The 12,487-nt window shown below is 66.5% G+C and carries 12 protein-coding genes; all 12 read right to left on the minus strand.

The features are described from left to right. On the minus strand, window positions 1-241 hold a 241-nt coding region (locus QZY06_RS10415), incomplete at its 3' end, for a hypothetical protein (protein ID WP_295683774.1). A gap of 123 nt (window positions 242-364) precedes the next feature. Next, complete coding sequence (ggt, locus tag QZY06_RS10420; protein WP_295683777.1) at window positions 365-2,092, minus strand: gamma-glutamyltransferase; 1,728 nt, start codon at window positions 2,090-2,092, stop codon at window positions 365-367. Between the two features lie 30 nt (window positions 2,093-2,122). Beyond that, a complete protein-coding gene (locus tag QZY06_RS10425; RefSeq protein ID WP_295683780.1) occupies window positions 2,123-2,377 on the minus strand; it encodes a YfhL family 4Fe-4S dicluster ferredoxin in 255 nt (84 codons plus the stop codon). 17 nt (window positions 2,378-2,394) lie between these two features. Next, window positions 2,395-2,886, minus strand: a complete 492-nt coding sequence (coaD, locus tag QZY06_RS10430) for a pantetheine-phosphate adenylyltransferase (RefSeq protein WP_295683782.1) — start codon at window positions 2,884-2,886, stop codon at window positions 2,395-2,397. Further along, window positions 2,883-3,458 carry a 16S rRNA (guanine(966)-N(2))-methyltransferase RsmD gene (gene rsmD, locus QZY06_RS10435; RefSeq protein ID WP_295683785.1) on the minus strand — a complete coding sequence of 192 codons (576 nt, stop codon included), beginning with the start codon at window positions 3,456-3,458 and terminating at the stop codon, window positions 2,883-2,885. Before rsmD ends, coaD begins: the two co-directional genes overlap by 4 nt. A 34-nt stretch (window positions 3,459-3,492) precedes the next feature. Next, entirely contained in the window at window positions 3,493-3,822 is a 330-nt protein-coding gene (locus QZY06_RS10440; RefSeq protein ID WP_295683788.1) for a hypothetical protein, read from the minus strand. A 4-nt stretch (window positions 3,823-3,826) separates the two neighbouring features. Next, window positions 3,827-5,269 carry a metalloprotease TldD gene (gene tldD, locus QZY06_RS10445; protein WP_022978445.1) on the minus strand — a complete coding sequence of 481 codons (1,443 nt, stop codon included), beginning with the start codon at window positions 5,267-5,269 and terminating at the stop codon, window positions 3,827-3,829. Between the two features lie 81 nt (window positions 5,270-5,350). Continuing rightward, the gene (locus QZY06_RS10450; protein ID WP_295683796.1) at window positions 5,351-6,211 is read right to left on the minus strand and encodes a carbon-nitrogen hydrolase family protein; all 861 of its coding nucleotides are present in this window, start codon (window positions 6,209-6,211) and stop codon (window positions 5,351-5,353) included. After that, complete coding sequence (locus QZY06_RS10455) at window positions 6,204-10,094, minus strand: YhdP family protein (protein WP_295683799.1); 3,891 nt, start codon at window positions 10,092-10,094, stop codon at window positions 6,204-6,206. The genes QZY06_RS10450 and QZY06_RS10455 overlap by 8 nt, the downstream gene beginning before the upstream one ends. 67 nt (window positions 10,095-10,161) lie before the next feature. Beyond that, window positions 10,162-11,619 (minus strand): ribonuclease G, encoded by a 1,458-nt coding sequence (gene rng, locus QZY06_RS10460; RefSeq protein ID WP_295683802.1) that lies wholly within the window; start codon window positions 11,617-11,619, stop codon window positions 10,162-10,164. After that, window positions 11,616-12,227 (minus strand): nucleoside triphosphate pyrophosphatase, encoded by a 612-nt coding sequence (locus QZY06_RS10465; protein ID WP_295683805.1) that lies wholly within the window; start codon window positions 12,225-12,227, stop codon window positions 11,616-11,618. Before QZY06_RS10465 ends, rng begins: the two co-directional genes overlap by 4 nt. Window positions 12,228-12,307: 80 nt before the next feature. After that, a partial coding sequence (locus QZY06_RS10470; protein ID WP_295683808.1) for a hypothetical protein occupies window positions 12,308-12,487 on the minus strand: 180 nt, incomplete at its 5' end.

Here is a 12,487-nt window from a genome sequence, read left to right on the forward strand (position 1 = left end):
CGCCGCCCGTCAAACCGCCCAGGGTGCCGCCGGTGGTTCCGCCGGTCGTACCACCCGTGGTCGAGCCGCCGGTCGTGGTGCCGCCCGTCGTCGTGCCGCCGGTCGTCGAACCCGTCGTAGAGCCGGTCGTGCCGCCAGCAGAATCATCATTGCCGCCGCCGCCATTGCAGCCGGTCAGCATCATGGCAGTGGCCGTGGCGGAAGCCAGGGCAAGCAAGCGAATTCGCGTCGTCAAACTCATGTGTTCTCCTCGTTGTTATGGACGGGCGCGCATGGCTTGCCGTCAGGGGACAAGTTCGTCCCCCCGAGATACTAACCAGCCGCCATCGGGCTTGTCGAAACGGCAAACCTCCGCAGAACCGCTCTAATCGCGCCGTTTCAGCAGCCGCACTTCGCCGCTGCCGACGCCGCGCGGATCAGCGGCTGCTTCCAGCGTGTCGTTGGCCGGACGCCAGAGCACTGCCTGGAGATTGCCGTAGGTGCTGTCGAGCAGCTTCAGTTCATGGCCCATCGCGGTGAGGCGCGTGACTTCTTCCGGACTGAAGGCGCCCGGCTCGTACTGCACGACATCCGGCAGGTACTGATGGTGGTAGCGCGGCGCGGCAACGATGGTTTTCACGTCGGCGCCGTTGACGAAGTTCAGCACGCCGAGCAGCACCATCGTCGCGATCCGGCTGCCGCCCGGCGTGCCGAGCACCAGCACGCCATTCGGGCCTTCGATGAAGGTCGGCGACATGGTCGACAGCGGCCGCTTGCGCGGGGCCACCAGATTCGCTTCCGAGCCGATCAGGCCATAGGCATTGCTGGCGGTGGTCGATGCGGCAAAGTCGTCCATCTCGTCGTTCAGCAGGATGCCGGTGCCCGGCGCCATGTAGGCGGAGCCGAACGACAGATTGATCGACATCGTCGCGGCCACGCGGTTGCCCTCGGCATCGATCACCGAGAAATGCGAGGTATTGGTGCCACCGGGTGCGCCGAGCGGCGCCGGTGGCAGGCTCGCCGACGGCGTCGCCTTGTCGCGGACGATGCCTTTCGCCAACTCCAGCGCATAGCTGCGCGACGCCAGGCGGGCCAGCGGAATGCGCACGAAATCGGGATCGCCGAGCCAGGCGGCGCGATCGCGATAGGCGCGGCGCAGCGCTTCGACGACCAGATGCTTGCCAACGCCGTCACCGACATCCGACCAGCCGATCGCTTCGAGCTGTTGCAGGGTTTCGATCAGCGCCAAGCCGCCGGCCGATGGCGGCGGTGCCGACACCAAACGGTAATCGCGAAACCAGGTGACCATCGGCGAACGCTCGACGACCGTATAGCGATGCAGGTCGTCAGCGCTCCAGATACCACCGGCTTCGCTGACGCCAGCAAGCAACTGCTTCGCCGTTTCACCGTCGTAGAAGCCGGGCAGGCCCTTGTCGGCAAGCCGCTTGATCACCGCTGCAAGATCGGTCTGGCGCAGCTTCTGGCCGACCGTCGGCACCTTGCCGCCGGGCAGGAATACTGCGCGCGCTGCCGGCGAGAAACGAGCCTGGTTCTGCTCGATCGCCTTGACCAGCTTGGCATCGACCGCGAAGCCATCCTTCGCCAGTTCAATCGCCGGGGCCAGCGATTTTTCCAGCGGCAGCTTGCCGTACTTCTTGGCCAGATAGACCAGCGCGGCCGGTTCGCCGGGAATCCCCGCCGACAGCGGGCCATCGCGCGAAGCCTTGTCGATCGCCTTGCCGCTGGCGTCCTGGTACATCGTCGGCGTGGCGGCGAACGGCGCGACTTCGCGGCCATCGACCATGGTCTCGAAACGGTCCGACGCGCGATGCAGCAGCCAGAAGCCGCCGCCGCCGATGCCGGAGCCAGTGGGCTCGACAACGGCAATCGCTGCCGTGATCGCAACGGCGGCATCGAAGGCGTTGCCACCGGCGGCGAGAATATCGAGCCCGGCCTTGGTCGCCAGCGGATGAGCACTGGCCACGGCATTGCCGGGCGGCTTGTCGGCGGCGCTGGCAGAGACGCCAGCCGACAACAGAACGGCCAGCGACAGCAAGAAAGTTCGGGTGGCAGCTAGGCCGTCGAAGCGGTGGCGAAAGACGTTGGAAGTCACGCGGAGTTTCCTGATGAGACCAGACCGCGCTCAGAGCTTGGCGGCAGTCAGCAGCCGGTATTTGGCCAGCAGCTGTTCGTGGCTTTCGACATGCAGCAGGTCGAGCGGAATGCAGTCCACCGGGCAGACCGAGCGGCACTGCGGTTCATCGAAATGACCGACACACTCGGTGCAGCGTTCGGGTGCGATCTCGTAGATGTCCGGCCCCTGGAAAATCGCCTGATTGGGGCAGGCCGGTTCGCAGACATCGCAATTGATGCATTCGTCGGTGATCGTCAGCGCCATGGGCTGATGATACGGGCCTAGCGCGTCTTGCGGCCGAAGCGAGCGAGCAGCGACGGAATCACAGCTTTCGGCACCAGCTTCTTGACCGGCGCACCGAGCCCGGTCAGTTCGCGGACCAGACTCGACGACAGATGCGCGTATTCCGGCGACGGCGCCAGCAGCACGGTATCGAGCGTCGGATAGAGATCGCGGTTCATCACCGCCATCTGCTTCTCATATTCGACATCGCCGACATTGCGCACGCCGCGCACCAGCACGGTCACGCCGTGTTCCTTCGCGAAGTCGACGACCAGGCCGCTGAAGCCGACGACTTCGACATTGACCAGATCGGTGACCGAGGCGCGGATCAGATCGCAGCGTTCCTCGAGCGTGAACTTGGGGTTCTTGGCGATGTTCGAGCCGACTGCGACGATCAGCTTCGGGAACATCCGCGATGCGCGATGGATGATGTCGTTGTGACCCAGGGTGATCGGGTCAAAGGTGCCTGAGTAGGCGGCGATGACGCTCACGGTTGCGGCTCTCCCGGTGGCGCGTAGGTAAACAGACCGTAGCTTACCTGCCCCGCGGTCTTTTCCTTGAGCATCGTGTAACCGGCCGGCAGCACCGGCGGCTGGCCCTTCGGCCATTCCAGGTAAAGACGGTTCAGTTCCTTCAACACTTTCGGCAGACTGCCGAGCGTCGAGGCCAGCAAGGTGCTGTCGTAGGGCGGATCGACGAACACCAGATCGAAGCGCCGCGGCGTCGAGCGCAGGAAGGCAATGCCGTCGCCGCGGATCACGTCGCAACGATCGACGACCTTCAGCTTGGCGACCGCGGCGCGGATTGCTTCGGCCTGCGCGCCGCCGGTTTCGGCAAAGCTGGCGTGCGATGCGCCACGCGAGATCGCTTCCAGCCCGAGCGCGCCGCTGCCAGCGAACAGATCGAGCACGGTACTGCCTTCGATGATCGGGCTCAGCCAGTCGAACACGGTCTGGCGCACGCGATCCGGCGTTGGGCGCACACCGGCGTCAGCATCGAAATCGATCAGGCGGCTACGGAATTCGCCGCCGATGATGCGCAGGCGGCCGAGGGGTCTTCTCATGGAATAAAGGGGAACGTAGGAAAAGGGAGAGGCTTCAGCGGCCGAATTTGGGACCGATCGGCGATGGCGTATGCAGATCGCCGTCCGGCGCCTTGCGCCGCGGTCGCGGCCCGGACGCGGCTGGCGGTTCACGTCCAGGCAGAGGCGACAGCACAGCAGCGGACTTCCCAACTGGTTCGACGATCAGGCGGTCGCCATCGCGGATCAGCCGCACGGACTCGCAGTCGAAACGCAGGTCCTTCGGCAGGCGGATCACCTGGACGACGCCGAGCTGAGTCAGCCGAACGACGGTACCAGGGTCATCGACACCGGGACGCGTGGCGCGCTTGCCCAGCGTCGGAGACGAAGTCGGGATGGCTTTCATCGTTTCAGGCCTGCGTGCCGCCGACGGTCATGTTGTCGAGACGCAAGGTCGGCTGACCAACACCCACCGGCACGCTCTGGCCATCCTTGCCGCAGGTGCCAACGCCGCTGTCGAGCTTCAGGTCGTTGCCGACCATCGATACCCGGCTCATCGCTTCCGGGCCGTTGCCGATCAGGGTCGCGCCCTTCACCGGGCGGGTGATCTTGCCGTCTTCGATCAGGTAGGCCTCGCTGGCCGAGAAGCTGAAATTGCCGTTGGTGATGTCGACCTGGCCGCCGGCGAAGTTGACGGCGTACAGGCCCTTCTTGACCGAGGCGATGATCTCGGCCGGATCGCTCTGGCCGGGCAGCATGTAGGTGTTGGTCATCCGCGGCATCGGCAGATGCGAGAACGATTCGCGGCGACCATTGCCGGTCGGCGCCATGCCCATCAGCCGGGCGTTCATCTTGTCCTGGATGTAGCCGCGCAGGATGCCGTTCTCGATCAGGGTCGTGCACTGCGTCGGCGTGCCTTCGTCATCGAGGGTCAGCGAGCCACGCCGGCCCGGCAGCGTGCCGTCGTCGACGATCGTGCACAGCGGGCTGGCCACCTTCTGACCGATACGGCCCGAATACGCAGACGTGCCCTTGCGATTGAAATCGCCTTCCAGACCGTGGCCCACCGCTTCGTGCAGCAGGATGCCGGGCCAGCCGGCGCCGAGCACCACGGTCATCGCGCCAGCCGGTGCCGGCACCGCTTCGAGCAGCATCAGCGCCTGGCGCACGGCTTCGGCGGCATGGCGTTCGGCGGCATCGCCAGCGAAGAAATCGCCGTAGGCACCGCGACCACCACCACCGCTGCCGGCCTGCTCGCGGCGGCCGTTCGATTCGGCGATCACGGTGACGTTCATTCGCACCAGCGGCCGGATGTCCGCGGCCAGCGTGCCGTCGGCTGCGGCGACCATGACGATGTCGTGCGTCGCCGCCAGCGACACCATCACCTGGGTGATGCGCGGGTCGATCGCCCGCGCGGCAGCGTCGGCGCGCTTCAGCAGTTCCAGTTTCTTCTCGGTCGGCCAGCTGTCGAGCGGGCTTTCGGCCGGATACAAGGCCTGCCGATTCGGCTGCACGAGCACGCCGAGCGTATTGCTCTGGCCAGTGCGGACGATCGCCGTCGCCGCACCGGAGGCATCGACCAACGCCGGCAGCGACAGCTCATCGGAATAAGCGAAGCCGGTCTTCTCGCCACTGATCGCGCGCACGCCGACGCCCTGCTCGGTGTGGTTGGAGCCGGATTTGACGATGCCGTCCTCGAAGAACCAGGACTCCGACACCGAGTTCTGGAAGTACAGATCGGCGGCATCGATGCCCGGTTTCATCAGGCCGGACAACACGCGCTGGATCGCGCCTTCATCGAGGGCAGCGGGTTCCAGCAGAGTGGCGCGGGCAAGCGTGAGAGCGGTGGTCATCGGCAGCGTTCGGGAAAGGAGTGGGAGAAGGATGCGGGGGATCGCGCCAGATGCAAGCCCGGAGGCATAGTCAGCAAGGGCTCAGACGCCAATCCGCCGCTGGGAAAGATTCGGAAATCCGGCGCGCAAACGGTGCAGCGCCGGCACATCGACCTTGGCGGTGGCCACGCCCTCGCCTTCCGGCAAGCAGGCCAGCACTTCGCCCCAGGGGCCGACGATCATCGAATGGCCCCAAGTCTGGCGGCCACCGGAATGAGTGCCGGTTTCGCCCGGTGCCAGGACATAGACCTGGTTTTCGATCGCCCGCGCGCGCAGCAGGATCTCCCAGTGCGCAAGCCCGGTCTTGGCGGTGAACGCCGCCGGCACGCAGAGGATTTCGGCGCCGCGCGCCGCCAGCTCGCGGTACAGCTCGGGGAAGCGCAGGTCGTAGCAGACCGACAAGCCCAGCTTGCCGGCCGGCGTCTCGACGACCGCGAAACCGGCCGGATCGCCATGGGCGATGGTCCGCGATTCGCGGTAGCGCTCGCCGGTGGCGCTGGGCACATCGACATCGAACAGATGGATCTTGTCGTAGCGGGCGCGCTGCGCACCGCTGGCATCGAACACCAGGCTTGCCGCCCAGACTCTGCCCGGATCGCCGTCGACCGCGACCGGCACCGTGCCGGCGACGATCCACAAGCCCAGCCGCTGCGCGGTTTCGGCCAGCCAGTCCTGGATCGGCCCGCGTCCGAAAGCCTCTGCGTGGGCGAGCTTGTCGGTCTCCTTGGCACCCATGATCGAGAAATTCTCGGGGAGTGCGGCCAGCACCGCGCCGGCCTCGGCCGCTTCGGCCAGCAGGCGCGCAGCAGTCGCCAGATTGTCGGCAACCACTGGCGTGGAATTCATCTGGATCGCCGAAATCATCGGCAGGATCGGCGGCGAATCGGGCGTGGGCTCAGCCATTGCGGGCGTCGGCAGGCGTTGTGGTCGGGGTGGGGGCCGAGAAAGGGACCTTACTGTGCGGGGCAGCGGGCGCTTCGCCTGATTTCAGTACGGTGGGGTCGTCCCAGCTGCCGGTGACACGGTAACTGAACTTGCCGATCTGGTTGAACGGTTTGTCGAACAACTGCTGGGCGACCAGCAGGATGCCGCCGGCAATCGGGCCACCGAGCAGGGTTGCGCCAACGGTGACACCGGTGGAGATGTCCGGGAACACGGTAACTTTCTGGTCGTAATCGCGGGCGGCGAGACCGATGCGGCCGCGCATCTCCACTTTCAGTGACGGGCCGTCGATGTTCAGATCGTCGGTCACCGCGTCACCGTCGGCGAGCTTGAAGCTGCCTTTCAGCTTGTCGAAGCCAAGGCCATCGGCGACCACGTCGCGGAAATCGAACAGCAGACGGCGCGGCAGCGCATACAGGTTGACCAGGCCGAGCACCCGGCCAGCACCCGGCTCCACCGCTTTCAGCGAACCGCGGTGGACATCGATATCGATCGTCCCTTCCGCTTGTGACAGCTCCAGCCCTGCCGGCACCCGCGGCCAGCTCACGGCGCCGCTGAAGTGGCTGGTTTCGGCGGTCAGGTTCGGCGTGTAGCCGAACACGCGCAGCACATCGCCGATGTCATTCGAATGCAGATCGAAGTCCAGATCGGCGCTGGAACCGTCGACGCCATCGAGCGCGCGACGTAGCCAGAAGCCGCCGACCTTGGCTTCGAGTCGGCCGCCGGCCAGGCTGAGGCGCTCGACCTTCTGGCCATCGTTGACTCTCGCGGTGACCAGATTCAGATGGCCGAGATCGACCTCGCCGAGGCTCAGACGCTGGATGTCGAGATCGAACACCGGGGCGCGAGTGGGATTGAACGGCGAGTCGGGAGGTGCGGCGCCCGGCACGGTCGGCGGCAGCGGCGGAAACGGTTCCAGTGCCAAAGCTTCCAGCCGGCCGACAACACTGCCGCCCTCGGCGGGCTGCCAACGCACTTCGCCTGCGGCAGCACCAGTGGTGCGTACGGTCACGCCATCGCCATCCGGCAGCGCGAGCAGCCGGGTGGCGCCCAACTGCAGGCGACGCAGGCTCAGCTGTTTCGCGGTGATATCGGCACTCAGGAAACGCGGGCCGCTGCTGCCGTTCGCCGAGGCTTGGCCGAAACCGCTTTCCGGCGCGCTGATCAAGGCGAGCCAGGCGCCTAGATCGAAATAGTCAGGCGCGCCGCTGATGACCAGGCCTTCGGCATCGGCGCGCGGCATCGCCGGATCGCTACCGAGCCGTACTTCGATGCCATGCGGCCGCGTCGCACCGCCGCTGTCAGCACCCGCTTCGGCAAAGCGCAGGCCGGCGTGCAGTTCATCGGCGACCCGGATGCCGACCCGGGTCGCGCCGTTGTCGCCGCTCAGATCGATCGCCACCGGCATGGCCGAACCGGCGGTCTTGGTCAGCGGCGTCGGCAGGCTGGAAGTCACACCCTGCAGATCGGTGGCCAGCGAGAGATGACCGTTGTCCGGCCCGCCGAGCGGCAGCCGCACCGTCATCGTCGTGCTGCCGCTGAGACCGTTGCGCAGCCAGACAGGGATGAAGGTGCCGGACAGGCCTTCGCCGCGGCCCGGCTCCAGCTCGAAGGCGGCGGTCAGCACAGGCTGAGCGTCGACGGCGCCGATCTGGGCGGTGATGGCGGTGTCGTAGAGCCGGGCGGTGAGCCGTTCGGCGCTGATCGACTTGCCGTAGTCCAGCTCGCCGTTGAGGCCGCGCAAGGGCTCCTGCAGGCCGCGCACCTGCAGTTCGGCATCGCGCAGGCTCAGCACGCCGGTTGCATCGATCGGCGGCTGCGGAATGTTCAGCGGCATCCGCAAGACCAAGGTCGCTGCGGCCGGGCCGCTGGCCTCGGTGCGGGTCAGCAGGCCGGAGACGCGGGTCTTCAACGGCGAGTCGCGCAGCAGCCTGTACAGGTTCGCCGCATCGCCCTCGAACGCACCATCGAGCACCAGCGCCGGCACGAAAAAATCGGCGATTTCGGCGTGCAGTCGAGTCACGCTGAGATCGCTGATCCGGCCTTCGCTGGCATCGATGTCCAGGCCGCCATCATGGAAGTGCAGATCGGCCGCCATCGCTTCGGCTGCGGGCCAGTCCGGCGCGAACGCCAGCACGCCGTCGCGCACCTTGACCTTGAGCTCCCAGCGCAGGGTCGGATGGTTGTCGGCATCACGCGGCGTCAGCGGCGCATCGATCAGCAATTCGCCGGAGGTGACCTTCGCCTCGCGTACTGCCCGGTCCAGCCATTCGCGGTTGTGCTCGCTCCAGTTCTTCGGCATCCAGGGCTTCAGCGCGGTGACGTCGTCGGCCTTCACATCCAACCGCAGCTTCAGATCCGGCACCCGATCGGCATGCAGATTCAGCGCAATACTGCCCTTGATGCCGGCGCTGCCGAGCACCAGATCGACCGCCGGCACCGACAGCAACCAGTCCTCGCCGCTGCGTTGCCAGTGCAATTCGCCGCGCAAGGCATCGAGCGGCAGCGATTGATCGAAGGCCCGCGGCAGATGCACGGCGACGGCGGTTCCGGCGAGGCGGATCTCGCCGCTGTCGCGCGTCGCCAGCAGATCGCCGGCGATGCCGGAAACGCCATCCTGCTCGGCACGGCTGACCAGGCCGACGCCGACCAGCTTCGCCTGCACGGCCAGCGCTCCCGGCTGCTCATCGATCCGCGGGCCCGCCGTCACGCTCAGCGCCTGCAGATCGCCCTCGGCATCACGCAGCCGGGCCAGGGTCGCCGGCAGCTCGCGCCAGGCCGTCAGCCACGGGGCGATGTCGTCGAGACGCAGCAGCGGCAGCTTCAGCGTCCGGCTGCCATCAGCGGCCTGCACCGCTTCCAGCCCAGCCAGGGACCACGGTCCGCGCGCGCCGCTCAGATCGGCTTTCGGCAGGCTCAGACGCCAGCCGTCGGGAAACGGTTCGACGCGTGCCTCGACATCGACGGCGGCGATTCGCGCCAGCGGCGCATCTTCAGTCCGCGCGATGACGTCGCGCGCCTGGGCGACGAATTGCATCACGCCGAGCTTGCCGGCTTCGATCCGACCCTGGGCGCTCAGCTGGGCGTCATCGAGCGCGATCTTCACGCCGGGCTTGAACGCCGGCTTGAGCCAGGGCCAGCCAGCGAGGTCCTCGACCGTCAAGGCCCAGTCGCCAGCGAGCGTATCGAGCTGGCCGGGATCGCCGGTGATCAGGGCTGTCAGCCGGGCGCGCCGGGCCAGTTCGGCGGGTGGCCGCAGCACGGCACTGAGCGCGTAGCCGGTATTGCCGTGGCGCAGTTGCGCTTCGTCGAGCACGAAATCGAGCGGCGCGGCATCCGCCAATCGCGCGTCGTGCAGACGCAGACTGCAGTTGCGCAGGCGCAGCTCGGTGTAGCGCGCAAGGTCATCGACCAGCGCGTGATTGCCCGTATCTTTCAAGGTGACGCCGTCGAGCGTCAGATGACCGTCGGCATCGGCATGGGCGACCAGTTGCAGGCCTTCAGCCTCGATGCGATCCGGCACTCGCGGCCCCGCAATCAGGCGACCGAGACTCAAGCCCAGCCTGAGTTTCGGCGCCTTGAGCAGCTCGGCGCCACTGTCATCGAGCAGCGCCAGATCGTGCAGTTCCAGGGTCGGGCTCAAACCCCGCCAAGTCAGCGCCATGGTGCCGATCCGAGTCGGATGGCCGACGCTGGCGGTGACGAAACGCTCGACATCGCCGCGATAACCGGGCACCGCATCGATCAGCAAACGGAAGCCGAGGCTGATCGTCGCGACCGTGATCAGCAGCACCGCCAGCACGGTGATCAGCCGCGTCCACCAGCGCTTGGCGACCAGCTTCATGGCGAGCGCAGATCAAGCCTGCGTGGACTACCGACACCGCTTTCAATGCTCTGGAAACCGCGCAGCCTCACACCGGCACCACGTCGAACGTCTCCTGCGAGTAGTGCGACTCGGCCTGCAGCTTGATCGGCCGCTTCAGGCTCGCTTCAAGCTCGGCCAAGCCGCCGCTCTGCTCTTCCTGCAGGCGCTCGATGACTTTCGGATGGGCCAGCACCAGGAAGGCTTTCGGCTCGTAGAGACGCGCGGCGCGCTGCACTTCGCGGGCAATCTCGTGGCAGATGGTTTCCACCGTCTTGACGACGCCGCGGCCGTCACAGACCGCACAAGGCTCGCAAAGGATGTGGCCGAGGCTTTCGCGCGTGCGCTTGCGCGTCATCTCGACCAGGCCCAGCGGTGAGAACGGATAGACGTGGGTGCGCGCCGAATCGCGGGCGATTTCCTTTTCCAGCGTGCGCAGCACCTGGGCGCGATGCTCTTCGGCCTTCATGTCGATGAAGTCGATGATGATGATGCCGCCGAGGTTGCGCAGGCGCAGCTGGCGGGCAATCGAGCCGGCCGCTTCGAGGTTGGTCTTGAGGATGGTTTCCTCGAGATTGCGATGACCGGTGAAGGCGCCGGTATTGACGTCGATGGTGGTCATCGCTTCGGTCTGATCGATGATCAGATGACCGCCGGATTTCAGATCGACCTTGCGATCAAGCGCGCGATTCAGTTCGTCCTCGACGCCATACAGATCGAAGATCGGCGCATGGCCGCTGTAGGCCTCGATCTTCGACGCCGCCGATGGCACGAACACCTTGGCGAACTGCTGCACGCGGCGCGCTTCCTCGGCGGAATCGATGCGGATGCGCTCGACCGCGGTGCCGAGCAGATCACGCAGGATGCGCATCGACAGCGGCAGATCGCCATGCACCAGATGGCCGGGCTTGGCGAACTGGGTCTGCTGATTGACGCTGGCCCACAGCCGGGTCAGGAAGCTCAGGTCCTGACGCAGACCGTCTTCATCCGCACCTTCCGCCGCGGTGCGGGCGATCACGCCCCAGTTCGGCGACAGCTCCGGCACCAGCTTTTCGAGCAAGGTTTTCAGCCGCGACCGCTCGCCCTCGTCCTCGATGCGGGCGGACACGCCGACATGCTTCTCGAACGGCATCAGCACCAGAAAGCGCGACGGGATCGACAGCAAGGTGGTCAGCCGCGCGCCCTTGGTGCCCATCGGATCCTTGAGGATCTGCACCAGCACTTCCTGGCCTTCATGCAGCAGTTTCTCGACTGGCGGCAGCGGCCCGGCGTGCGCTTCGCTGGCGATCATGTCGGCGACATGCAGGAACGCGGTGCGGTCCAGCCCGAGATCGACGAACGCGGCCTGCATGCCCGGCAGCACCCGCACCACCACGCCCTTGTAGATGTTGCCGACCAGGCCGTGGCGCGCCGCGCGCTGGACATAGATTTCCTGCGTCGCGCCGCCTTCGACCAGGGCCACGCGGGTTTCCTGCGGGCCGATGTTGACGAGGATTTCGGTGCTCATTGCGAGTACGCCGATACCGATGAGACGCGAAGTGCATCGGTTCGGACACCGAAGCGGCCCAGCAATTCCGCCGTCTCGTACAGCGGCAGGCCGACGACGCCGGTATAGCTGCCTTCGATCCGGCGCACCCAGCGCGCGGCATGGCCCTGAATACCGTAAGCGCCGGCCTTATCGAGCGGTTCGCCGCTGGCGGCATAGGCGCGGGCATCGGCTACCTCGATATCGCCAAAGACGACGTCGGTAAGGGTCCAGATCGTTTCCAGCCTTTCTCCCGCGACAACGGCCACCGCGCTGACCACTTGATGGCTGCGCCCGGCGAGGCGCATCAGCATCGCCACGGCGTCATCGGCATCACGCGGCTTGCCGAGGATCACGCCATCGATCGCGACATCGGTATCGGCGCCGAGTACGGGAATCGGCAAGCGCGCATTGGCCGCACCGGCACGTGCCTTGGCCGTTGCGGTTTCCAGTGCGTAGTCGAGCGGCGACTGGCCGGGCTTCGGCTGCTCAGGCACATCGGCGGCGATCACGGCATGGCTTACGCCAAGCGCGGCGAGAAATTCCGCGCGACGGGGCGAACGCGATGCGAGGTAGAGCTGGACCGACATCGACAGTGGAAGGGAATGATCAAGGTTCCCGGCATTGTCGGCGATTCCTGCGCTGCCTGTGAATCGGGTCGGAACCGGGCTCAGTTGCCCTTTGCTGGCCGCAGTTCGCGATAACGCTGGATGTCGCGCGCGAAGTCCGCGCTGATCTTGTCGCGCTCGCTGCGCATGCGTTTCATCGCACCGGTGTGATCGACCTTCGCGGCGTTGAACTCGTTGATCTTGGCGTCGATCCTGGGGCGCAGCTTCGGGTCGGCGGCGAC

This window comes from uncultured Nevskia sp., from assembly GCF_903885465.1.
Lineage (GTDB): Bacteria > Pseudomonadota > Gammaproteobacteria > Nevskiales > Nevskiaceae > Nevskia.

Bases quoted from the DNA above. Each gene is read 5' to 3' on its own strand.
- QZY06_RS10425 (WP_295683780.1), bottom strand. From the start codon at position 2,377: ATGGCGCTGACGATCACCGACGAATGCATCAATTGCGATGTCTGCGAA.
- rsmD (WP_295683785.1), bottom strand. From the start codon at position 3,458: ATGAGAAGACCCCTCGGCCGCCTGCGCATCATCGGCGGCGAATTCCGT.
- QZY06_RS10440 (WP_295683788.1), bottom strand. From the start codon at position 3,822: ATGAAAGCCATCCCGACTTCGTCTCCGACGCTGGGCAAGCGCGCCACG.
- tldD (WP_022978445.1), bottom strand. From the start codon at position 5,269: ATGACCACCGCTCTCACGCTTGCCCGCGCCACTCTGCTGGAACCCGCT.
- QZY06_RS10450 (WP_295683796.1), bottom strand. From the start codon at position 6,211: ATGGCTGAGCCCACGCCCGATTCGCCGCCGATCCTGCCGATGATTTCG.
- QZY06_RS10455 (WP_295683799.1), bottom strand. From the start codon at position 10,094: ATGAAGCTGGTCGCCAAGCGCTGGTGGACGCGGCTGATCACCGTGCTG.
- rng (WP_295683802.1), bottom strand. From the start codon at position 11,619: ATGAGCACCGAAATCCTCGTCAACATCGGCCCGCAGGAAACCCGCGTG.
- QZY06_RS10465 (WP_295683805.1), bottom strand. From the start codon at position 12,227: ATGTCGGTCCAGCTCTACCTCGCATCGCGTTCGCCCCGTCGCGCGGAA.